The 21,541-nt window shown below is 71.9% G+C and carries 18 protein-coding genes; 14 read left to right on the top strand and 4 right to left on the bottom strand.

Going from position 1 to position 21,541, the window contains the following annotated elements; genetic code table 11:
* Positions 1-240: 240 nt before the first annotated feature.
* The 7 genes from pfkB to ptsP are packed head-to-tail and all read left to right on the top strand — an operon-like array spanning position 241 to position 6,161.
* Positions 241-1,242, top strand: coding sequence for a 1-phosphofructokinase (gene pfkB, locus QSK37_RS07100; protein ID WP_285618389.1), 1,002 nt, complete (start codon positions 241-243; stop codon positions 1,240-1,242).
* A gap of 29 nt (positions 1,243-1,271) precedes the next feature.
* Positions 1,272-2,444 carry a mannitol-specific PTS transporter subunit IIC gene (gene mtlA, locus QSK37_RS07095; RefSeq protein ID WP_285618387.1) on the top strand — a complete coding sequence of 391 codons (1,173 nt, stop codon included), beginning with the start codon at positions 1,272-1,274 and terminating at the stop codon, positions 2,442-2,444.
* Between the two features lie 7 nt (positions 2,445-2,451).
* Positions 2,452-2,751, top strand: a complete 300-nt coding sequence (locus QSK37_RS07090) for a PTS sugar transporter subunit IIBC family protein (protein WP_285618385.1) — start codon at positions 2,452-2,454, stop codon at positions 2,749-2,751.
* Positions 2,744-3,190 carry a PTS mannitol transporter subunit IIA gene (locus QSK37_RS07085; protein WP_285570491.1) on the top strand — a complete coding sequence of 149 codons (447 nt, stop codon included), beginning with the start codon at positions 2,744-2,746 and terminating at the stop codon, positions 3,188-3,190. The genes QSK37_RS07090 and QSK37_RS07085 overlap by 8 nt, the downstream gene beginning before the upstream one ends.
* Positions 3,187-4,221, top strand: a complete 1,035-nt coding sequence (locus QSK37_RS07080; RefSeq protein WP_285570489.1) for a zinc-dependent dehydrogenase — start codon at positions 3,187-3,189, stop codon at positions 4,219-4,221. Before QSK37_RS07085 ends, QSK37_RS07080 begins: the two co-directional genes overlap by 4 nt.
* A 13-nt stretch (positions 4,222-4,234) precedes the next feature.
* Positions 4,235-4,519: an HPr family phosphocarrier protein gene (locus QSK37_RS07075; RefSeq protein ID WP_285570487.1), complete on the top strand. Its 285-nt coding sequence runs from the start codon at positions 4,235-4,237 to the stop codon at positions 4,517-4,519.
* Positions 4,512-6,161, top strand: coding sequence for a phosphoenolpyruvate--protein phosphotransferase (gene ptsP / locus QSK37_RS07070; protein ID WP_285618384.1), 1,650 nt, complete (start codon positions 4,512-4,514; stop codon positions 6,159-6,161). Before QSK37_RS07075 ends, ptsP begins: the two co-directional genes overlap by 8 nt.
* Before the next feature lie 54 nt (positions 6,162-6,215).
* On the opposite strand, the gene QSK37_RS07065 is transcribed toward ptsP, so the two are convergent.
* Positions 6,216-6,977, bottom strand: coding sequence for a DeoR/GlpR family DNA-binding transcription regulator (locus tag QSK37_RS07065; protein WP_285570478.1), 762 nt, complete (start codon positions 6,975-6,977; stop codon positions 6,216-6,218).
* 505 nt (positions 6,978-7,482) lie between these two features.
* Here QSK37_RS07065 and QSK37_RS07060 point away from each other — a divergent pair.
* From QSK37_RS07060 to QSK37_RS07045, 4 genes are all read left to right on the top strand, one after another.
* Positions 7,483-9,369, top strand: coding sequence for a ricin-type beta-trefoil lectin domain protein (locus QSK37_RS07060; protein WP_285618383.1), 1,887 nt, complete (start codon positions 7,483-7,485; stop codon positions 9,367-9,369).
* Between the two features lie 32 nt (positions 9,370-9,401).
* Complete coding sequence (locus QSK37_RS07055; RefSeq protein ID WP_285618381.1) at positions 9,402-10,835, top strand: ricin-type beta-trefoil lectin domain protein; 1,434 nt, start codon at positions 9,402-9,404, stop codon at positions 10,833-10,835.
* Between the two features lie 31 nt (positions 10,836-10,866).
* Entirely contained in the window at positions 10,867-12,129 is a 1,263-nt protein-coding gene (locus QSK37_RS07050; RefSeq protein WP_285618380.1) for an RICIN domain-containing protein, read from the top strand.
* 138 nt (positions 12,130-12,267) lie between these two features.
* On the top strand, positions 12,268-13,242 hold the full coding sequence (locus QSK37_RS07045; protein WP_285618379.1) for a quinone oxidoreductase family protein: 975 nt from the start codon (positions 12,268-12,270) through the stop codon (positions 13,240-13,242).
* Here QSK37_RS07045 and QSK37_RS07040 read toward each other — a convergent pair whose 3' ends face one another.
* The 3 genes from QSK37_RS07040 to QSK37_RS07030 form a co-directional block, all read right to left on the bottom strand.
* On the bottom strand, positions 13,243-15,081 hold the full coding sequence (locus QSK37_RS07040) for a DUF4118 domain-containing protein (RefSeq protein WP_285618378.1): 1,839 nt from the start codon (positions 15,079-15,081) through the stop codon (positions 13,243-13,245).
* Between the two features lie 74 nt (positions 15,082-15,155).
* Positions 15,156-16,994 carry a DUF4118 domain-containing protein gene (locus QSK37_RS07035; RefSeq protein WP_285618377.1) on the bottom strand — a complete coding sequence of 613 codons (1,839 nt, stop codon included), beginning with the start codon at positions 16,992-16,994 and terminating at the stop codon, positions 15,156-15,158.
* Positions 16,995-17,102: 108 nt separating this feature from the next.
* Positions 17,103-17,366 (bottom strand): mycoredoxin, encoded by a 264-nt coding sequence (locus QSK37_RS07030; RefSeq protein ID WP_285570459.1) that lies wholly within the window; start codon positions 17,364-17,366, stop codon positions 17,103-17,105.
* A 152-nt stretch (positions 17,367-17,518) separates the two neighbouring features.
* Here QSK37_RS07030 and QSK37_RS07025 point away from each other — a divergent pair, with 152 nt between their 5' ends.
* The 3 genes from QSK37_RS07025 to QSK37_RS07015 all read left to right on the top strand — a co-directional run bounded on the left by QSK37_RS07025 (position 17,519) and on the right by QSK37_RS07015 (position 21,454).
* The gene (locus tag QSK37_RS07025; protein WP_285618376.1) at positions 17,519-19,603 is read left to right on the top strand and encodes an ATP-dependent DNA helicase UvrD2; all 2,085 of its coding nucleotides are present in this window, start codon (positions 17,519-17,521) and stop codon (positions 19,601-19,603) included.
* A 28-nt stretch (positions 19,604-19,631) separates the two neighbouring features.
* A complete protein-coding gene (tesB, locus tag QSK37_RS07020) occupies positions 19,632-20,492 on the top strand; it encodes an acyl-CoA thioesterase II (protein WP_285618375.1) in 861 nt (286 codons plus the stop codon).
* A 122-nt stretch (positions 20,493-20,614) separates the two neighbouring features.
* Positions 20,615-21,454 carry a TrmH family RNA methyltransferase gene (locus tag QSK37_RS07015; protein WP_285618374.1) on the top strand — a complete coding sequence of 280 codons (840 nt, stop codon included), beginning with the start codon at positions 20,615-20,617 and terminating at the stop codon, positions 21,452-21,454.
* Positions 21,455-21,541 lie beyond the last annotated feature (87 nt).

The following is a 21,541-nucleotide window of genomic DNA, read 5'->3' as shown; positions in this document are numbered from 1 at the left end:
CGGCCATCCGCCTGGCCTGGTCGGGGCGTCCATCTGGCCTGGTCCCCTCCCCGTCGTCCGGTGGGCTCGCCCACCATTGGCCGCTGGGCACGCCCGCCCCGGGGCCGTCGGGGCGTGTGGTCGGCTTCCGCTTCGCCCCGGAAGCCCGAGAGTCATGTCCGATTGTGTGGTCGCGGGCGTTTCCTATTGACGTACGGGCTCATATGGGCGTAAACAAAGGGAAACCAAAAAGAAACGGCGGTGAAGCAACACGATGTGCGCCCCGGCAAGACATCGGGCGACGCGGCGCGGCGTGAGCGCCGCATGATCGTCACGTTGACGCTCAACCCCAGCCTGGACCGGACCATCGAGGTGGAGCGGCTCGTTCGCGGCACGATGACGCGGGCGACCTCGGCCCGGCTCGACCCCGGCGGCAAGGGGGTGAACGTCTCGCGTGCGCTGCTCGCCAACCAGGTGCCCTCCGTCGCGGTACTGCCCGTGGGCGGCGCCGACGGCGAGCAGCTCGTACGGCTCCTGGAGGCCGACGGGATCCCGCTGCGGGCGGTCCCCGTCGCGGGGCGCACCCGGTCCAACGTGACGATCGCCGAGCCCGATGGCATGGTCACCAAGCTGAACGAGCCCGGAGAGCCGTTGTCCGGTTCCGAGCTCGGGGCGGTCGCCGACGCGGTGCTCGCCGCCACCGAGTCGGCGAGCTGGGTCGTGACGTGCGGCAGTCTGCCCCCGGGTGTGCCCGCGGGGATCTACGCCCAGATGTGTGAGTTCTTCACGCAGGCGGGCGTGCAGGTCGCCGTCGACGCGAGCGGCCCGGCGCTGCTGGCCGCGGTCGAGGCCTCCCCGGTGCTGATCAAGCCCAACCGGGAGGAGCTCGCCGAGGCCGTCGGCCATCCGGTCGACAGCGTCGGCGATGCGGTCGAGGCGGCCCAGGCCCTGCGCGAACGCGGGGCGGGCAGCGTGCTCGCCAGCCTCGGTGCGGACGGCGCCGTACTGGTCGAGGACGACGGAGTCACCATCGGCGAGGCGCCGGTCGCCGCGGCGAGGAGCACGGTCGGGGCCGGAGACGCCCTGCTCGCCGGGTTCCTGGCCGCGGGCGCTCGGGGGAGCGCGGCACTCGCCGAAGGGCTGGCGTGGGGGGCCGCCGCGGTGCGCCTGCCCGCCAGCCGCATGCCGCGGCCGGAGGACATCCGGCGCGACATCGTTCGTATCCATGCGCGGCCGGACCTCGGCCGATCACTCATCGCCTAGATTCCCCCACCCCCTAAGGGAGGCCCTTCATGGCCACTCCGTACACACCACAGATCACCGGGCAAGGGCCCAAGGCCCAGATCCAGAGACTCGGCGGGCATCTCGCCGGCATGGTGATGCCGAACATCGGGGCCTTCATCGCCTGGGGTCTGATCACCGCGTTGTTCATCCCGACGGGCTGGCTGCCCAACAAGGAGTTCGGCGCCCTGGTCGACCCGACCATCAACGTGCTGTTGCCCGTGCTGATCGGCTACACCGGCGGCCGGATGGTGCACGGCCAGCGCGGTGCCGTGGTCGGCGCGGTCGCCACCATCGGGGTCGTGGTGGGCGCGGGCATTCCGATGTTCCTCGGCGCGATGGTCATGGGGCCGCTCACCGCGTACGTGCTCAAGCTCGTCGACGGCTACATCCAGGATCGCACCAAGCCCGGGTTCGAGATGCTGGTGGACAACTTCACCGCCGGCATCATCGGCGGTGCGGCGGCGGTGTTCGGCAACTGGGGGATCAAGCCGATCGTCACGCACGTGACCGACGTCGCGGGCAACGGCGTCGAATGGCTGATCCACCACCACCTGCTGCCGCTCGCCTCGGTGCTGGTCGAGCCGGCCAAGGTGCTGTTCCTCAACAACGCCGTCAACCACGGCGTCCTCGGCCCGCTGGGTGTCGCCGAGGCGGCCAAGCACGGCAAGTCGATCATGTTCATGATCGAGTCCAACCCCGGCCCCGGCCTGGGTGTGCTGGCCGCCTACCTGCTGTTCGGCCCCCGCAACCTGCGCCCGAGCGTGCCGGCCGCGATGGTCATCCAGTTCCTGGGCGGCATCCACGAGATCTACTTCCCGTACATCCTGATGAAGCCGCGCCTGATCCTCGCCTCCATGGCCGGCGGCGCGGCGGGCATCGGTACATTCATGATCACTAACGCCGGTCTGGTCGCCACCCCGTCCCCGGGCAGCATCTTCGCCTACGCCGCCGAGACCCCTCGAGGCGGTTACTTCGGGGTCTTCCTCGGCGTCCTGATCGCCGCGGCGGTCTCCTTCGCGGTCGGCTCGGTCCTGCTCGGCTTCGGCCACCTCAACGGGGACGATGAGTCCGAGCCGGAGCCCGACGCCGCGGCGGGCGAGACGCCCGCGGCGGAGACGACGACCGACGAGACGAAGACCGACGAGGCCCCGGCCCCCGAGACCGCACCCCACGGAGCGTGATCCAACGATGAACGGCAAAGACGTCCACAAGATCATTGTCGCCTGCGACGCCGGTATGGGCAGCAGCGTCATGCTCGCCAGCCAGCTGCGCAAGGAGCTGAGGAAGTACTCGGTCACGGTCGAGCACACGCCGGTCAACTCGATCCCCGACGACGCCGACGTCGTCGTCTGCCACCAGGGTCTCGCCGACCGCGCGGCGGCGGGCGCCGGCGACAAGCCGATCGTGAAGTTCCAGGTCTTCCTCGGCGACCCCGCGGTGACCAAGCTCGTGAGCGCGATCAAGAACGGCGGAGAGATCAGTGCCTGAACTGCTCGACCGCCGTGCCGTGCGGCTTGACGCGGCGGCGACCGGTCGTGACGACGCCATCCGCCAGTGCGGAGAGGCGCTCGTCGTGGCCGGCGCCGTCGAGCCGTCGTACGTCGACACGATGCTCGAGCGCGAGCGGTCCGTGTCGACGTACGTCGGCGAGGGCGTCGCGATCCCGCACGGCACCCTGAACGGCAAGGACTCCGTACGGCACGACGCGGTCTCCTTCGTCCGCTTCCCCGACGGCGTCGCCTGGGGCGACGAGCGGGTGGTGCTGTGCATCGGCATCGCCGCGCGCGGCGACGGCCACGTACGCCTGCTGTCCGAGCTGGCCCAGATCCTGCTCGACCCGGACCGGGCGCGCGCCCTCCGCGAGACCGACGACATCGACGAAGTGGTCCGGCTGCTGCAGCCGGCCGGAGAAGAGGAACCAGCGTGAAGGTCGCCCGCTTCTACTCACCCGGAGACATCCGCGTCGAGGACGCGCCGGAGCCGTCACCCGGACCCGGAGACGTCAAGATCCGGGTGCGCAACTGCTCGACCTGTGGCACCGACGTGAAGATCTCCAAGTTCGGCCACCACCACATCCGGCCGCCGCGGGTCATGGGCCACGAGATCGCCGGCGAGGTGGTCGAGCTGGGCGAGGGCGTGACCGGCTGGCAGCCCGGCGACCGGGTGCAGGTCATCGCGGCGATCCCGGACGGCACCTGTGAGGAGTGCCGCCGCGGCCGGATGACCGTGTGCCCGAACCAGGAGTCGATGGGGTACCACTACGACGGCGGGTTCGCCGAGTACACCATCGTGCCGGCCAAGGTGCTCGCCGTCGACGGGCTCAACCGGCTGCCCGAGGGCATCGGGTTCGACGAGGCGTCGGTGGCCGAGCCGCTCGCCTGCGTGCTCAACGGCCAGGAGCTCGCGCGCATCGGCGAGGGCGACGACGTCGTGATCATGGGCGCCGGGCCGATCGGCTGCCTGCACGTACGCCTGGCGCGCGCCCGTGGCGCCGCCCGCGTGTTCCTCGCCGACATCAACCCCGACCGGCTCGCCATGTCCGCCGACCGGGTGAAGCCGGACGCCGCGCTCCACGGCACCGACCTGGTCGACCAGGTCATGAAGCTGACGGACGGGCGGGGCGCCGACGCCATCATCACGGCCGCCGCCTCCGGCGCCGCGCAGGAGCAGGCGCTGCAGATGGCCGCACGGCAGGGCCGGATCAGCTTCTTCGGCGGGCTGCCCAAGGACAACCCGGTCATCGCCTGCGACTCCAACCTCGTCCACTACCGGGAGCTGACCATCGTCGGCGCGAACGGTTCCAGCCCGGCGCACAACGCCCGCGCCCTGGAGCTGATCGCCTCCGGCGCGGTCCCCGTGGCCGATCTCATCACCCACCGCCTGCCGCTCGCGGACGTGCTCGAGGGCATCGACATCGTGGCCCGCGGTACCGCCATCAAGGTCACCATCGAACCCTGACGGGAGCTGACACATGTCGATGCGAACCGTGGTCATCGCGTCCCGTACGGGCCTGCACGCCCGGCCCGCGGCGCTGTTCGTCAAGGCCGCCTCCGAGCAGGGCGTCCCGGTGCGGATCCGGGTCGGGGAGGGCAAGGCCGTACCGGCCGCCAGCATGCTCGCCGTCCTGTCACTGGGCGCCGGGCACGGCACGGAGGTCACCCTGGAGGCCGACGGGCCGGGCGCCGACGACGCGCTCGACGCCCTGGCGGCCCTGCTCGCCCGCGACCTGGACGCGGAGGAAACGAGCGATGCCTGACACGCTGCGGGGCATCGGCGTCAGTCCGGGCCTCGCGGCCGGGCCGGTCGCCCGGATGAGCCCGCCGCCGTCGCTGCCGGAGCGGCGCGCCGTCGCCGATCCCGAGCGGGAGGTCGCCGTCGCGGCCGGCGCGCTGCGAGCCGCCGAGAGCCGGCTGCGCGAGCGGGCCGCGGCGGCGACCGGCGCGGCCCGCGACGTCCTCGACGCCCAGGCGATGATCGCCGCCGATCCCACGCTCCTGGACGGCGTGACCGCCCGGGTCAAGGACGGCGCGGACGCGCCGCACGCCCTGCGCGAGACCTTCGACGAGCACCGCCGCACCCTCGAAGGGCTCGGCGGCTACCTCGCCGAGCGCGCCGCCGACCTGGACGACATCGCCCACCGCGCGATCGCCGCGGCGCTGGGTGTGCCCATGCCCGGCGTGCCGTCGCCCGGCCACCCGTTCGTGCTGGTCGCCGACGATCTCGCGCCCGCCGACACGGCGACGCTCGACCCCCGGAGCGTGCTCGCGCTGGTGACCGAGCGCGGCGGCCCGACCAGCCACACCGCGATCCTGGCGCGCTCGCTCGGCCTGCCCGCCGTGGTCGGCTGCGCCGGCGCGCTCGACGTCGCCGACGGAGAGACGGTGACGGTGGACGGCACCACCGGCCAGGTGTGCGCCGGCGTCACCGAGGACGAGGCGGCCCGCGTACGCGAGCGAGCCGAGGCGGAGCTCGCCCGGCTCGCGGGCGGCAAGGGCCCGGGACGGACCGCGGACGGGCATCCGGTCGACCTGATGCTCAACATCGGCTCGGCCGCCGACCTCGCGGGCGTGGACCTGACCGACGTCGCGGGCGTCGGGCTGTTCCGCACCGAGTTCCTGTTCCTGGACCGCCACGACGCGCCCGACCTCGAAGAACAGGTGGCCGCCTACACCGAGGCGTTCGCCCTCTTCGAGCGCGGCACGATCGTCGTACGGACCCTGGACGCGGGTGCGGACAAGCCGCTGCCGTTCCTCGGCCTGCCCGATGAGCCCAACCCCGCGCTCGGCGTACGCGGCCTGCGCGTGGCGCGGGACCGCCCGGAGATCCTCGCCACCCAGCTGGAGGCGATCGCGATCGCCGCGGAGCGGACCGCGGCCGACGTCTGGGTGATGGCGCCGATGGTCTCGACCCGGGCGGAGGCCGGGGAGTTCGCCGCGCGGGCCCGCGACCACGGCCTGGCCACGGCGGGCGTGATGATCGAGGTACCGGCGGCGGCCCTGCGCGCGGCGCGGTTCCTCGACGTCGTGGACTTCCTCAGCATCGGCACGAACGACCTGAGCCAGTACACGCTCGCGGCGGACCGGCAGGCCGGCGGGCTGGCGGACCTGCTCGACCCGTGGCAGCCCGCGCTGCTCGACCTGATCGGACGGTGCGCGGCGGCCGGGAAGGCGTCGGGCCGGTCCGTCGGGGTGTGCGGGGAGGCGGCCGCCGACCCGCTGCTCGCGCCGGTGCTGGCCGGGCTCGGCATCACCAAGCTGTCCATGAGCCCGCGTGCCCTGCCGGCCGTACGCGCGAGCCTGGCCGAGCACACCCTCGCCGACTGCGAGCGCCTCGCCGCCCGCGCGCTGGAGACCGACGACGCCGCCGAGGCCCGCGCCGCCGTCCTCACGACGACCTGACGGCTCCGGCCGTGAGTGGCCTCCCGCGCGCGGCGGGGGCCACTCACCCGGCGTTCAGACGCGGACGACCTCGGGACCGGCGGCGGCCAGCTCGGCGGCCAGGCCGCTGTCCAGACCGGTGTCGGTGATCAAAACGCTGATGTCGGACAGCGACGCGAACTTGGCGAGATAGTCGTTGCCGACCTTGGTGTGGTCGACGAGCAGGACGGTGCGCTGCGCGGCCTCGATCATCGACTGCTTGATGGCGGCCTCGGCCGGGTCGGGGGTGGTCAGCCCGACCTCGGCGGAGATCCCGTTGGTGGCCATGAACGCGACGTCGACCCGCAGGCGCGACAGCGGCCGCATGGCCCAGTCGTCGACGGTCGCGAGAGTACGCCCGCGCACCCGCCCGCCCAGCATGATCACGCTGAGGTTGGAGCGGGTGGCCAGGATGGTGGCGAGCGGCGGCGAGTTGACGATCACCGTCAGCTCCCGGTCGCTCGGCAGGACCTGCACCAGCCGGCCGGTCGTCGACCCGGCGTCGATGATGATCGACCCGTCGGCGGGCAGCTCGGCCAGCGCCGCCTTGGCGATGCGCTCCTTCTCCGAGGTCATCACGGCGTCGCGCGCCGCGAGGGCCGGCTCGAAGCCGAGCCGCTCCACCGGGATGGCGCCGCCGTGGACGCGGCGCAGCGTACCCGCGCGCTCCAGCACCGTCAGGTCACGCCGGATCGTCTCCATCGTGACGCCGAAGTCCTCGGCGAGGGTGACGACGTCGACCCGCCCGGCGTCACGCGTGCGCTGCAGGATCTCCTGCTGCCTCTCCTCGGCGTACATGGTGCCCGATCCCCGTTTCGGAGTTGGTTTCGTCTGTGTTTATCTCTCTGCTCTGTGGTGGTCAAGGGCGGCCGTGATCCCGCAGGCCGCGCCATGCCGCGGCCGGTTCTCCTGACGAAGTGTTGACACGGTTTGACCGCGCCGTTACCGTCAGATCCACTGAAAAGAAGGTTTCTTAATTAATACGGCTTCGGGGGACGCCGCGTCGATCCTGTCCGCCGAAGGGACGCTGCCATGTCGCACCGAAGGCCGCCCGGTCGCGCCGCCGCGACCGCCCGGCACGCGCGCGGCCCGCCGCGAGCGTCCCCGTCCGACGCCTTCCACGACGGCCCCGCGCCTGCCGCCACAGGCACCGTGCCGCCTCCTGCGAGAGCGCCTGCCCGCCGCCACGGGCACAGCGCCACCTCCGCCATCACCACCGGGAAGCCGAGCCCCGCCGTGCCCCAGCGAAGCGAGGCATCAAAGGCCCAGCCCGGTGGTCGTTCCCTCCCACGTAGGAGGATTCATGACCAGAGACCTCCGCCACGCCGGCCGCCGGCCCGTACGGCTGCTCGCGTCCTCCGCTCTCCTCGCCCTCGTGGCCGCGCTCCTCACCGGCGGTCTGTCCCCCGCGCACGCCGCGGGCGAGGCCGTCAACATCTGGCTGACCACCACCGACGACTCCGCCGGCCGCCACGTCACGCGCGGTCTGCAGCAGCAGACGCCGATCGCGTTCGGGACCGGTGGCAGCGGCGCGCAGAACATCACCGTCAACGAGAACACCCGCTACCAGCAGTTCACCGGCGCCGGCGCGTCGTTCACCGACACGGCCGCCTGGCTCATGAACAGCAGTGGGGCACTGAGCTCGACCACGCGCACCCAGGTGATGCAGAAGCTGTTCGACCCGAACAGCGGCATCGGCCTGGACTTCCTCCGCAACCCCATGGGGGCGTCCGACCTGGCGCGCGGGAACTACTCCTACGACGACATGCCGGCCGGCCAGACCGACCCGAGCCTGAGCCACTTCTCGATCTCCCACGACCTGGCCGACGTCCTGCCGCTCACCAAGCAGGCGAAACAGCTCAACCCGTCGCTCAAGGTCATGGGGACGCCGTGGAGCGCCCCGGCCTGGATGAAGGACAACGACACCTTCAACCAGCCCGGCTGGCTGGAGAGCCAGTACTACGGCGCGTACGCCCAGTACTTCGTCAAGTACATCCAGGCCTACCAGGCGCAGGGCGTGCCGATCGACTTCGTCTCCGCGCAGAACGAGCCGACGTGCTGCGCCGGCTACCCGTCGATGAGCTGGAACGGCTCCGGCCTGGACTACTTCACCAAGACGAACCTGCTGCCGGCCTTCCACGCCGCCGGCCTGTCCACCAAGGTCCTCGCCCTGGACTGGAACTGGGACACCTACGCGAACTACGGCGCGCCGCAGGTCGACGACTCCGCGATCCGGAACGACCCGAACTTCGGCGGCATCGCCTGGCACGGCTACGGCGGCGACGTCGGCGAGCAGACCACGGTGCACGACCAGTACCCGAACGTGGACGCCTACGACACCGAGCACTCCGGCGGCACCTGGATCTCCAACCAGCAGCAGGAGGACATGCACAACATCGTCGACTACACCCGCGACTGGGGGAAGAGCGTCGTGAAGTGGTCGCTCGCGGTGGATCAGAACATGGGCCCGCACAACGGCGGCTGCGGCACGTGCACCGGGTTGATCACCGTGCACAACGGCGACAGCCGCAGCGGCCAGGTCGACTACACGATCGAGTACTACGACATGGGCCACCTGACGAAGTTCGTCAAGCCCGGCGCGTACCGCATCGACTCCACCGCCAACTCCACCGTGCCGAACGTCGCGTGGCGCAACCCGGACGGCTCGAAGGCCCTGATCGCCTACAACGACGGCGGCTCCGCGCAGTCGCTCAAGGTCAACTGGGGTGGCGAGTCGTTCACCTACTCCCTGCCGGCCAAGACCACCGCGACGTTCACCTGGAGCGGCACGCAGAGCGGTGGCAGCGGCGGCACCGGTCAGATCACCGGCTACGGCGGCAAGTGCGTCGACGTCGCCTCGGGCAGCAGCGCCAACGGCACGGCGGTGCAGCTGTATGACTGCAACGGCACGACCGCGCAGCAGTGGACGGTCGGTTCGGACGGCACGATCCGGGCGCTGGGCAAGTGCATGGACGTGACCTCGGCCGGCACCGCGAACGGCACGCAGATCCAGCTGTACGACTGCAACGGCACCGGCGCCCAGCGGTGGACCAAGGGATCGAACGGCTCGCTCGTCAACTCCGCGTCGGGCCGGTGCCTGGACGCCACCGGGCCGAGCTCGGCCAACGGCACGCGCCTGCAGATCTGGGACTGCACCGGCGCCGCCAACCAGCAGTGGACCACTCCGTAACCCCCGCCCGTACGACCCCGCCAGGAGAAGTCATGCCACGACCTCGGTTCAGCCTGCTCCGGCGACGCCTTACGGCACTCGCCACGGTCCCGCTCGCCGCCGCGAGCGTCCTGTTCGGCACCGGCCAGGCGGCGCACGCCGCCGTCAACCCCGGGCCGGGCTTCCCCGCCCACTACGCCGCCCCGTACGTCGAGACGTGGGGCTCGACCTCGGCGATGGCCAACGCGCAGGCCGCCACCGGCCTGAAGTACTACACGCTCGCCTTCGTCATCGGCGGAGGCGGCTGCACCGCCACCTGGAACGGTGACACCTCCATCGACAGCAGCGGCTGGCAGACCGCGATCAACAACCTGCGGGCCTCCGGCGGCGACGTCATCGTCTCCTTCGGCGGCGCGTCCGGCACCGAGCTGGGCCAGGCCTGCACCTCGGTGTCGACGCTCCAGGCCCAGTACAAGCGGGTGATCGACACTCTCAACCTGACCCGCATCGACCTGGACATCGAGGGGTCGGCGCTGAACGACACCACCGCCAACGACCGGCGGAACCAGGCGCTCGCCGCGCTCCAGCAGCAGTACGCCTCGGCCGGCCGCCACCTGGCCGTGGACTACACGCTGCCGGTCGACCCGAGCGGCCTGGAGTCCAACGCCATCAGCCTGCTGAACAACGCCAAGAGCCGCGGCGTCGACGTCAGCGTCGTGAACATCATGACGATGGACTACGGCTCGGCCATGGACATGGGCCAGGCCGCGGTCAACGCCGCCACCGGCCTGCACACCCAACTCGGGCAGATCTGGACCGGCAAGTCCTCCGACCAGCTCTGGGCGATGGAGGGCAACACCCCGATGATCGGGGTGAACGACACGACCAGCGAGGTCTTCACCACCGGCAACGCCTCGACGCTGGAGAGCTTCGCGGCGAGCCACGGCATCCAGCTGCTGGCGTACTGGGCCCTCGGCCGCGACAAGGCGTGCGCGACCAACGGCCAGCTGTCCGACTCGTGCAGCGGCACACCGCAGAGCGCGTACCAGTTCGCCCGTACGTTCAACGCCCTCACCGGCGGCTCCAGCGGCGGCGGCTCCGGCGCGACCGGCCAGATCACCGGCTACGGCGGCAAGTGCGTGGACGTCGCGTCGGCGAGCAGCGCGAACGGTACGGCGGTGCAGCTGTATGACTGCAACGGCACGACCGCGCAGCAGTGGACGGTCGGTTCGGACGGCACGGTCCGGGCGCTGGGCAAGTGCATGGACGTGACCGCGGCCGGCACGGCGAACGGCACGCAGATCCAGCTGTACGACTGCAACGGCACCGGCGCCCAGCAGTGGAGCAAGGGCGCGAACGGCTCCCTCGTCAACTCCGCGTCCGGCAAGTGCCTGGACGCCACCGGCCCCAGCTCGGCCAACGGCACCCGGCTGCAGATCTGGACCTGCACCGGCGCCGCCAACCAGCAGTGGACCCTGCCGTCCTGACGGCCTCCGGACCGACGAGAAGGGAACGAACATGCGCACCGCAACCCGTCGGCGTGCCGGCCTGGTCGCTCTCGCCGCCGCGCTGATCGCCGGGTCCGGTGGCGCCGCGACGGCGGCGACGACCCCCGGGGCCGCCCGTGCCCCGCGGGCCGTCGCGCCGGCCGCGGCGACGTTCACCGACGACTTCAACGGCGCCGCCGGCTCCGGCGTCGACCAGGGCAAGTGGCGCCTGGAGACCGGCGACAACGTCAACAACCACGAGCGCGAGTACTACACGAGCGGCACGAACAACGCCGCCCTCGACGGCCAGGGTCACCTGGTCATCACCGCCAAGAAGGAGAACCCGGCCGGCTACCAGTGCTGGTACGGCACGTGCCAGTACACCTCGGCCAGGATGAACACGGCCTCGACGTTCACCCAGGCGTACGGCCACTTCGAGACCCGGATGAAGATCCCGCGCGGTCAGGGCATGTGGCCCGCGTTCTGGCTGCTCGGCACCGGGAACCAGGGCTGGCCGGGCAACGGCGAGATCGACGTCATGGAGAACGTCGGGTTCGAGCCGGGAACCGTCCACGGCACGATCCACGGCCCGGGGTACTCCGGCAGCGGCGGCATCGGCGCCGGGTACACCCTTCCCGGCGGGCAGGCCTTCGCCGACGGCTTCCACACCTTCGCCATCGACTGGTCGCCGAACACCATCACCTGGTCGGTGGACGGCACCCCGTACGAGACCCGTACGCCGGCGGACCTGGGCGGTGACAAGTGGGTGTTCGACCACCCGTTCTACATCATCATGAACCTCGCGGTCGGCGGCTACTGGCCCGGCGACCCCGACGGCTCGACACCCTTCCCGGCGCAGCTCGTCGTGGACTACGTGCACGTCACCACGTCCTCGACCGGAGGCGGCGGCGCGACCGGCCCGATCAAGGGATACGGCGGCAAGTGCGTGGACGTCGCGTCGGCGAGCAGTGCGAACGGTACGGCGGTGCAGCTGTATGACTGCAACGGGACGAACGCGCAGAGCTGGACGGTCGGTTCGGACGGCACGGTCCGGGCGCTGGGGAAGTGCATGGACGTGACCGCGGCCGGCACGGCGAACGGCACGCAGATCCAGCTGTACGACTGCAACGGCACCGGCGCCCAGCAGTGGACCAAGGGATCGAACGGCTCGCTGGTGAACCCGGCGTCCGGACGCTGCCTGGACGCCACCGGGCCGAGCTCGGCCAACGGCACCCGGCTGCAGATCTGGGACTGCGCCGGGAGCGCCAACCAGCAGTGGACGCTCCCGTCCTGACCGTCCACATCAGGGCCGGTACCCGTCATACCGGTGGGTACCGGTCCTGACCAGGCGTGCGGCATCCACGCAAGGGGTATGTCGAGTGACGGATAGGGACGAAAGCGGCATGGGGGGCGAGACCGACCGGGGGCGACAGTGAGGGCGGCGCGGGCGTATCCGATCACCGAGCACACGACGGACCTGCGGGTGGAGTGGATCGAGGATCCGACACCCGGTGCCGGTGAGGTACTCGTCCAGGTCACCGCCGCGGGCGTCACGCGATGGGACCACACCGCCGCGACCGGCGTCGGCACGGGCCCGCTCACCCTCGGCGCGGAAGGCGCCGGCATCGTCGTCGCCGACCCCGGCGGCCACTGGACACCCGGCACCCGGGTGATGTTCTTCGCCGGACCGGCCGGCACGATGGCCGAGCTCACCGTGGTGCCCGAACAGAACCTCGCCGAGGTCCCGGTCAACGTCGCCGACGAGGTCGCGGCCACGGTCCCCGTCGCGTACCTGACGGCGGTGCTCGCACTGCGGCTGGGCCGGTTCGGTCCGGGCAAGCGCGTCTTCGCTCCCGCCGTCGGAGGCGGGGTGGGCAACGCGACCGTGCAGCTCGCGCGGGCGCTCGGCGCGTCCGCCGTGGCCGGCGGCACCGGCAGCACGGCGAAGGCCGAGGCCGTACGAGCGGCGCCGTGGGCGCACGGGATCGACGTGGTCGACCTCGAACGCGACCGGCTTCCCGACGGGCTGGGCGACGGGTTCGCCGCCGGCATCGACGTGGCGGTGGACGGCGTCGGCGGGGGCGTGACCGGGCAGATCGCGGCGGCGCTGGCGACCGGCGGGCGGATCGTCCTGGTCGGTGAGGCGGGCGGTGCGGCCGCGCACGTGCCCGTCGGCGACGTCGTACGGCGCCACGCGAGCCTGCACGGGTTCTCGCTGCCGGACGCCACCGCGGCACAGTCGCGCCGCGCCTGGGCGACCATCACCGGCCTGCTGGCGGCGGGCCGGATCCACCCCGTCATCGACTCGATCTACCCGGTGGAAGCGGCGGCCGAGGCCCTGCGCCACCTGATCGAGGACCGCCCGATCGGCAAGGTCGTGATCATCGGCATGTCCCGTACCCGGTAGTCACCCCAGGGGGATCTCGACCACGACGGTGGTGCCGGCGCCTCTGGGGCTGACGATGGAGATGGTGCCGCCGATCGCCTCGACGCGGTCGGTGAGGCCGATGAGGCCGGAGCCGCGTGAGGGGTCGGCTCCGCCGACGCCGTCGTCGCGGACGGTCAGATGGATCGTGTTGTTCCTGCCGGCGAGGCTGACGCAGACCGCCGAGGCGAACGCGTGTTTGGCCGTGTTGGTGAGTGCTTCGGAGACGACGTAGTAGACGGTCATCTCGCACTGCCGGGGGAGCCGTTCGTCGAGGGAGACGTCGAGTTCGACGGCCACGGGGGAGCGGCGGGCGAGGACCATGAGTGCCGGTTCGAGGCCGCCCTTGGCGAGGATGGCGGGGTGCAGGCCGCGGGACATCTCCTGGAGCTCGACGACGGCCTCGTCCAGGTCCTTGGCGGCGTGGGCGATCCGGAGCCTGGCGTCGTGCAGTTCGGGTGGGATGGCGGCTTCGACTCCGCGCATCTCGAGGCCCAGGGCGACCAGGCGCTGTTGTGTGCCGTCGTGCAGGTCGCGTTCGATGCGGCGGCGCGCCTCGTCGGCGGCGGCGACGACGCGGGCGCGAGAGGCCTTGAGGTCGGCGCTGCTCTGGGCGTTGGCGATGGCGGCGGCGGCGAGCTCGCTGAACTCCATCATGCGCACCTCGGTGTCCTCCGGCAGCGGCTCCGGCGTGCTGGAGGCGACCGCGAGCATGCCCCACAGGGACCGGCCGACGACGATGGGGCAGCCGACGGCGGACCTGACGCCCCGCGCCCCTACCTGGCGGATGAGGGCGCCCTCGCCGTCGTAGTCATTGAGCCGGGCCGGCGCGCCGGTACGCGCGACCATCTCGGTCACGCTCCCCTCTTCCAGCGTCCAGCGTGAACCGGTCGGGAAGGTGGGGCGAATGTCCTCGCGGGCGTGCCAGTCGCCGACGGTGGTCGCCGTGCCGTCCGGCTCGTAACGGACCACCAGCGTGTGGCGCACGCCGAGGAGCCGGCCCAGTTCGCCGGCGACGGAGTCGAACACCTCCGTCGCCGGGGGGTGATGCGCCACCAGCGTGGCCAGGCGCCGCAGCGCGGCCTGCTCCTCGACGCTGCGGGCGAGTTCGTCGCGGCTGGCGCGCAGGGCGCCGGCGGCGTGTTCGCGTTCGCAGGCGGCTTCGAGAAGTATCCCCAGGGAGGGGACGATCCGATCGCGCAGCCGCCGGGTGACGGGGCGGGGCAGGCCGCCGGGGACGCGGAGTGCGGCGTGGATGCCGTCACCGCGCAGCGGGAAGGACAGCCCTCCGTCTTCGGCGGGGAGGTCGCCTGGGTCGATCGAGGCCGAGGGCAGCTTCAGGCCGCTCGCCAGGCGCCGAGCGGTGGCCGGGAGGGCCACGCTCAGGTCGGGTGCCCGCAGCAGCAGCCGGGCCAGCTCGGCGGACAGGTCGGCCTCCTGGCGGGCCTCCATCTCGCCCGGGAGAAGCCGGGCCGCACGGGCGAGCGCGCAGACCGACAGGGCGAGAACCAGGAAGATCCCGAGGACCACCAGGTCCTCGCCCTTGGCGAGCGTCAGCTCCCATGTCGGAGGGAGGAGGAAGTAGTCGAAGACGAGGGCGCTGGCCACGGCCATCACGAGCCCCATGGCCAGGCCCCACAGAGACGTGATCAACAACAGGCCGATGAGGTAGAGCAGACTGAGCGAGTCCACGGGCGCCACTCTCGCCAGCCCGACACCGGCGAGAGTCTCCACGGTGAGGCACAGCGCCATCACCAGGAGACCCAGCCACAGTCGCGGCCGCGGCCGGCGCTCCAGCGCCGCCAGCAATGATGCCCGCATAACACCATTTAACGCCGCCGGCCAAACGCCGACGGTGTGCGTTCGCGCTGGTGAGGATGGTGCTCGTCTGGCGGTTATTCGCAGGGGATCTCCACCAGCAGGGTGGTGCCGGCGCCTTTGGGGCTGAGGATGGAGATGGTGCCACCGACGGCCTCGACGCGGTCGGTGAGGCCGATGAGGCCGGAGCCGCGTGAGGGGTCGGCTCCGCCGACGCCGTCGTCGCGGATGGTCAGGTGGACCGTCTCGTTCCCGACGCTGACGGCGACGCGGACCACTGAGGCGAACGCGTGCTTCGTGGCGTTGGTGAGCGCCTCGGAGACCACGTAGTAGACGGTCATCTCGCACGGCTCGGGGAGCCGCTCGTCGAGGGAGACGTCCAGTTCCACGGCCACGGGGGAGCGGCGGGCGAGGACCATGAGTGCCGGTTCGAGGCCGCCCTTGGCGAGGATGGCGGGGTGCAGGCCGCGGGAGAGTTCCTGGAGTTCGACGACGGCCTCTTCCAGAGCCTTGGCGGTGTGCGCCACCTGGAGCCGGACGTCGGCGAACTCCGGCGGGACCGCGGCCTCGATCCCGCGCAGCTCAAGCCCGAGCGCGACCAGCCGCTGCTGCGTGCCGTCGTGCAGGTCGCGTTCGATGCGGCGGCGCGCCTCGTCGGCGGCGGCGACGACGCGGGCGCGGGAGGCCTTGAGGTCGGCGTTGCTCTGGGCGTTGGCGATGGCGGCGGCGGCGAGCTCGGTGAACTCCATCATGCGCACCTCGGTGTCCTCCGGCAGCGCGTCCGCCGAACGGGTGGACACGACGACCACGCCCCACAGCGACCGGCCGACGATGATCGGGCAGCCGACGGCGGAGACGACGCCGCGCGCACGCAGCTGGGTGGAGAGCGGGCCCCGGCCGGTGTACCCGTTGATCCGGCCCGGCGCGCCGGTACGCGCCACCAGCTCGGTGACGGTTCCCTCTTCCAGCGTCCACCGCGAACCCAGCGGCGGATTGACGTCGTCGCCGGGGGAGGGGGACCAGGCGCCGACGTTGAGTGCGGCGCAGGCCGGCTCGTAGCGGACCACCAGCGTGTGACGCGCACCGAGGATCTGCCCCATCTCACGTGCCACGGCGGAGAAGACCTCGTTCTCCGGAGCCACGTGCGCCACCAGTGTGGCCAGGCGCCGCAGCGCGGCCTGCTCCTCGGCGATCCGGGCGAGTTCGTCGCGGCTGGCCCGCAGGGCGCCGGCGACCTGCTCGCGTTCGCACGCGGCTTCGAGCAGCACCTCCAAGGAAGGGACGACCCGGTCCTGCAGCCGCCGGGTGACGGGGCGGGGCAGGCCGCCGGGGACGCGGAGCGTGGCACGGATGCCCTCACCGCGCAGCGGGAAGGCCAGTCCCCCGTTCTCGGCGGGGACGTCGCCGAGGTCGATCGAGGCCGAGGGCAGCGTCAGGGCGTCCGCCAGGCGCCGCGCGGTGGCCGGGAGCGCCGCGTTCAGGTCGGGTGCCCGCAGCAGCAGCCGGGCCAGTTCGGCGGACAGGTCGGCCTCCTGGCGGGCCTCCATCTCGCCCGACAGGAGCCGGGCCGCACGGGCGAGCGCGCACGCCAGCAGGGACAGGGAGATGAAGATCCCGAGGATCGCCAGATCCTCGCTCTTGGTGAGCCACAGGGTCCACGCGGGCGGGATGAGGAAGTAGTCGAAGACGACGGTGCTGGCCACCGCCATCACCAGCCCCATGGCCAGGCCCCACAGAGACGTGACCAGCAGCAGGCCGACGAGGTAGAGCACGCCGAGGGACTCGACCGGCACGACCTTCGCCAGCGCCACGCCCAGGAGGGTCTCCACGGTGAGGCACATCGCCATCACCAGGAAACCCAGCCACAGTCGCGGCCGCGGCCGGCGCTCCAGCGTCGCCAGCAGGGAGGGACGCATAACCCACATTAACCCGAACCGGCGATGTCGACGGCTCGGGTTAGTGCAGGTCAGGCCGCCTTACTGGCGATCGATCCGTTTTTGACCGCTCCCCTGACGCCGGGCCTCTCAGCCGGGAAGGGCGGCCAGGCGGGCCTTCACGTCCTTGGCGGTCGGGTTGGTCACCGCGGTGCCGTCGGGGAACACCACGACCGGCACGGTCTGGTTGCCGCCGTTGACGTTCTCCACGAACGCGGCGGCCGCCGGGTCACGCTCGATGTCGATCTCGACCATCGCGATCCCGTCACGGGCCAGCTGCGCCTTCAGCCGTTTGCAGAAGCCACACCACGAAGTGGTGTACATCGTGAGCTCACCCGTTGTGGGCGTGGTCATGACTCTCCCCGCGGTCCGTCGGTTGCGAACACCTGTCCAACGCCGGGTCAGGCCACCGCATTCCCACCCCGAGCGCCCGGAACCGACACGAGGGATGGGACACGAGCGTCGGATGGGCCTGAGAGGATGAACGCGCGGTGAAAGGAGGGGCGATGGAGGCGGATGAGGTCCTCGCCGGGCTCGACCCGGAACAGCGCGAGGTGGCCGAGGCCACCCGCGGTCCGGTATGCGTGCTGGCCGGCGCCGGCACGGGCAAGACCCGCGCCATCACCCACCGCATCGCGTACGCGGTGCACACCGGCGTCGTCGCCCCGCAGCGGGTGCTCGCCGTGACGTTCACCACGCGCGCCGCCGGCGAGCTGCGCGGGCGGCTACGGCAGCTGGGCGCCCCGGGCGTGCAGGCGCGCACCTTCCACGCCGCCGCCTACAAGCAGCTGCATTACTTCTGGCCCAAGGTCGTCGGGGGAGAGCCGCCCCGGCTGGTCGAGTCCAAGCTCGCGCTGGTGGCGGAGGCGGCGCGCCTGTGCCGCCTGTCGTTCGGCCGTACCGAGCTGCGTGACGCGGCCGCCGAGATCGAGTGGGCCAAGGTCACCCAGACCCGCCCCGGCGACTACGCCGCCGCCGCGGCCAAGGCCGGGCGCACCCCGCCCATCGAGGCCGTCGACATGGCGCGCGTCCATGACGCCTACGAGCGGCTCCGCCGCGACCGCAACCTCATCGACTTCGAGGGCATGTTGGAGCTCACCGCCGCGATCTTCACCGAGCACCAGGAGGTCGCGAACCAGTTCCGCGACCAATACCGCCACTTCGTGGTCGACGAGTACCAGGACGTCAACCCGCTGCAGAAGCTCCTGCTCGACACGTGGCTCGGCGAGCGCGAGGACCTGTGCGTGGTCGGCGACCCCAACCAGACGATCTACTCCTTCACCGGCGCCAGCCCCTCCTACCTCCTGGGCTTCACGGTCGAGCATCCGGACGCCAAGGTCATCAAGCTCGTCCGCGACTACCGCTCGACGCCGCAGGTCGTACGCCTCGCCAACGGCGTGCTCGCGCAGGCGCGGGGCGAGGCGCGCGCGCACCGCCTGGAGCTGGTCGCGCAGCGGTCCGACGGCCCCACGCCGGTCTTCACCGAGCACGACGACGAGGTGGCCGAGGCGGAAGCGGTGGCCAAGCGCATCCGCGAGCTGCTCGACGAGGGCGTCCCGGCCCGGGAGATCGCGGTGCTGTTCCGCATCAACGCCCAGTCCGAGCCCTACGAACAGGCCTTCACCGACCACGGCGTGCCGTACGTCGTGAAGGGCGCCGAGCGGTTCTTCGAGCGTGCCGAGGTCCGCCAGGCCGTGGTCCTGCTGCGGGGAGCGGCGCGGTCGGACACCGGCGAGCCGCTCGTACGCGCGGTGCGCGACGTCCTGGCCGCCGCCGGGCTGACCGACCAGCCGCCCGAGGGCCGCGGCGCGGCACGCGAGCGCTGGGAGTCGCTGGCCGCGCTGGCCCAGCTCGCCGAGGACGTCGCCATCGACCGCCCGTCCGCGGGCCTGCGGGAGTTCGTGACGGAGCTGGAAGAGCGGGCCGGCTCCCAGCACGCGCCCACGCTCGAAGGCGTGACGCTCGCCACGCTCCACACCGCCAAGGGCTTGGAATGGGACGCGGTCTTCCTCACCGGCCTGGTCGAGGGCACACTGCCGATCATCTACGCGGAGAAGAGCCCCGACCAGATCGAGGAGGAGCGCAGGCTGCTCTACGTCGGGGTGACGCGGGCGCGCGAGTTCCTGACGCTGTCGTGGGCGCTGGCGCGGTCGCCGGGCGGACGCAAGGGACGGCGCCGTTCCCGCTTCCTCGACGGCCTGGCGCCGCAGAGCGCCGGGCCGCCGCGGGTCGACCGCTCGGCGCGTCGTCCGGTGTCCTCCGGCCCTCAGCCGTGCCGGGTCTGCGGGCGCCCGCTGACCGCCGCGATCGAGCGCAAGCTCGGCCGCTGCGAGAGCTGCCCCATCGACTATGACGAAGACCTCCTCGAACGCATGAAGCACTGGCGCGTCGGGGTCTCCAAACGCCAGAAGGTCCCCGCGTACGTCGTGTTCACCGACGCCACCCTGCAGGCGATCGCCGAGCGTGCCCCGCTGTCGGAGGCGGACCTGGCCGCCATCCCCGGTGTCGGCGCGGTCAAGCTCGAACGCTACGGCTCCGACGTCCTGGCACTGTGCCGAGGTGAGGAGCCCGCCGCCGACCTGGTTGACTGATGATCCGGTCAACTGAGTAGGGATCACCATGAACGCCGCACTGAAGGAGCTGCTCGATCTGCTCGACCTGGAGCAGATCGAGATGAACATCTTCCGTGGCCGCAGCCCCGAAGAGCGCCAGCAGCGGGTCTTCGGCGGCCAGGTGGCCGGTCAGGCGCTGGTCGCCGCCGGCCGTACGGTGCCCGCCGACCGGCATGTCCACTCGCTGCACGCCTACTTCATCCGGCCGGGTGACCCGAGCGTGCCGCTCGTCTACACGGTCGACCGCGTCCGCGACGGCCGTTCGTTCACCACCCGCCGGGTCTCCGCCGTCCAGCACGGCAAGGTGATCTTCACTCTGTCGGCGTCGTTCCAGGTGCTGGAGGAGGGGCTGTCCCACCAGGCGCCGATGCCCGAGGTGCCCGCCCCGGAGACGCTGCCGACGTTCCGCGAGCGGATGGAGGTCATCTTCGGCCCGCAGGAGAACGACTTCTTCCGCCGCCGCCCCGTCGACCTGCGGCACATCACGCCGCTCACCTGGGAGGCCGCTCGCGACCCGTCGCTGACCGGCCCGGAGTCGAAGGTCTGGCTGCGCTTCGACGGCGAACTCCCCGAGGACCCGCTGCTGCACGTCTGCCTCATGACGTACGCCTCGGACATGACGCTGCTCGACACGGTGCTGCTCAACCACGGGCGTGCCTGGGGCGACAAGAAGACCATGGGCGCGAGCCTGGATCACGCGATGTGGTTCCACCGCCCGTTCCGCGCCGACCGCTGGCTGCTGTACGCCCAGGACACCCCGAACGCCGCCGGCGGCCGCGGCCTGGCCCGGGGCCAGGTGTTCACCCAGGACGGTGAGCTGGTCGTCTCGGTCGTCCAGGAGGGCCTGGTCCGGACGACGGAGTCCTGACCGGCCGCGGCCGCCGCCTCGTTGTTCCGCTGGGCGTCGGCGGCCGGGCAATCGACTTCGCGACGGATCGCGAGGTACGCCGGCTCGCACCGCGCCGCTCGTGTGCGTAGGGTGTGCAGATCATGGGGTCAGCGCGCGCACGCCCGGCGCACCGGCAGGTCAAAGGACAGACGAGCGTCACTCGGGTCGGTACCCGCAACGCGCGGTTCCAGCAGTGGCAGGCGCTGCTCACCAACCGGACCAAGCGGAATCGGGCGGGAGAGTTCATCGTGCAGGGGGTCCGGCCGATCACCATCGCCGCCGAGCGCGGCTGGCCGATCCGCTGCCTCATCCACGCCGGCGGCCGGCGGCTGTCCTCCTGGGCCGAGGGCGTGCTGCGCGGCACCGGGGCCGAACGCGTCGAGATGGAGCCCGCCCTGCTGGCCGAGCTGGCCGGCAAGGACGACGCCGAACTCGTCGCGGTCGTCGCCCTGCCGCCCGACGACCTGAACCGGATCACTCCCGGCGGCCCGGTCGTCGTCTTCGACCGGCCCAGCGACCCGGGCAACATCGGCACCGTCGTACGCTCCGCCGACGCGTTCGGCGCCTCCGGGGTGATCGTGACCGGGCACGCCGCCGATGTCTACGACCCCAAGGCGGTGCGCGCCAGCACGGGGTCGCTGTTCGCCGTGCCCGTCGTACGCGTGCCCTCGCCGGCCGCGGTCGCCGAGTGGGCCCACGCCGCGGACGTCCGCATCATCGGCACCGACGAGACCGGAACCCACGACGTCGCGCGCCATGATCTCGGCGGGCCGGTCATCATCGTGATCGGAAACGAGACCCGCGGGATGAGCGCCGCATGGCTCGCGGCCTGCGACGAGGTCGTGCGGATCCCGATCGGCGGAGCGGCCAGCTCGCTGAACGCCGCGTCCGCCGCGACCGTGGTCCTGTACGAGGCCGCGAGGCAACGAAAAGAAAAATAAGAAATCGCAGGTGGAAAATACGTTGCCCCCATCGGGGCGGCGATCGTACGCTTCTCGCGAGCACATGACGGGCTCCCTCCCACCGGA

This window comes from Actinoallomurus iriomotensis (assembly GCF_030269445.1).
GTDB classification, from domain to species: Bacteria; Actinomycetota; Actinomycetes; order Streptosporangiales; family Streptosporangiaceae; genus Actinoallomurus; species Actinoallomurus iriomotensis.
This window is presented reverse-complemented; position numbering and strand designations above follow the sequence as displayed.

Coding starts and splice junctions, on each gene's coding strand:
- mtlA (WP_285618387.1), top strand. CDS start 1,272: ATGGCCACTCCGTACACACCACAGATCACCGGGCAAGGGCCCAAGGCC.
- QSK37_RS07090 (WP_285618385.1), top strand. CDS start 2,452: ATGAACGGCAAAGACGTCCACAAGATCATTGTCGCCTGCGACGCCGGT.
- QSK37_RS07075 (WP_285570487.1), top strand. CDS start 4,235: ATGTCGATGCGAACCGTGGTCATCGCGTCCCGTACGGGCCTGCACGCC.
- ptsP (WP_285618384.1), top strand. CDS start 4,512: ATGCCTGACACGCTGCGGGGCATCGGCGTCAGTCCGGGCCTCGCGGCC.
- QSK37_RS07065 (WP_285570478.1), bottom strand. CDS start 6,977: ATGTACGCCGAGGAGAGGCAGCAGGAGATCCTGCAGCGCACGCGTGAC.
- QSK37_RS07060 (WP_285618383.1), top strand. CDS start 7,483: ATGACCAGAGACCTCCGCCACGCCGGCCGCCGGCCCGTACGGCTGCTC.
- QSK37_RS07055 (WP_285618381.1), top strand. CDS start 9,402: ATGCCACGACCTCGGTTCAGCCTGCTCCGGCGACGCCTTACGGCACTC.
- QSK37_RS07050 (WP_285618380.1), top strand. CDS start 10,867: ATGCGCACCGCAACCCGTCGGCGTGCCGGCCTGGTCGCTCTCGCCGCC.
- QSK37_RS07040 (WP_285618378.1), bottom strand. CDS start 15,081: ATGCGGGCATCATTGCTGGCGGCGCTGGAGCGCCGGCCGCGGCCGCGA.
- QSK37_RS07035 (WP_285618377.1), bottom strand. CDS start 16,994: ATGCGTCCCTCCCTGCTGGCGACGCTGGAGCGCCGGCCGCGGCCGCGA.
- QSK37_RS07030 (WP_285570459.1), bottom strand. CDS start 17,366: ATGACCACGCCCACAACGGGTGAGCTCACGATGTACACCACTTCGTGG.
- QSK37_RS07025 (WP_285618376.1), top strand. CDS start 17,519: ATGGAGGCGGATGAGGTCCTCGCCGGGCTCGACCCGGAACAGCGCGAG.
- tesB (WP_285618375.1), top strand. CDS start 19,632: ATGAACGCCGCACTGAAGGAGCTGCTCGATCTGCTCGACCTGGAGCAG.
- QSK37_RS07015 (WP_285618374.1), top strand. CDS start 20,615: ATGGGGTCAGCGCGCGCACGCCCGGCGCACCGGCAGGTCAAAGGACAG.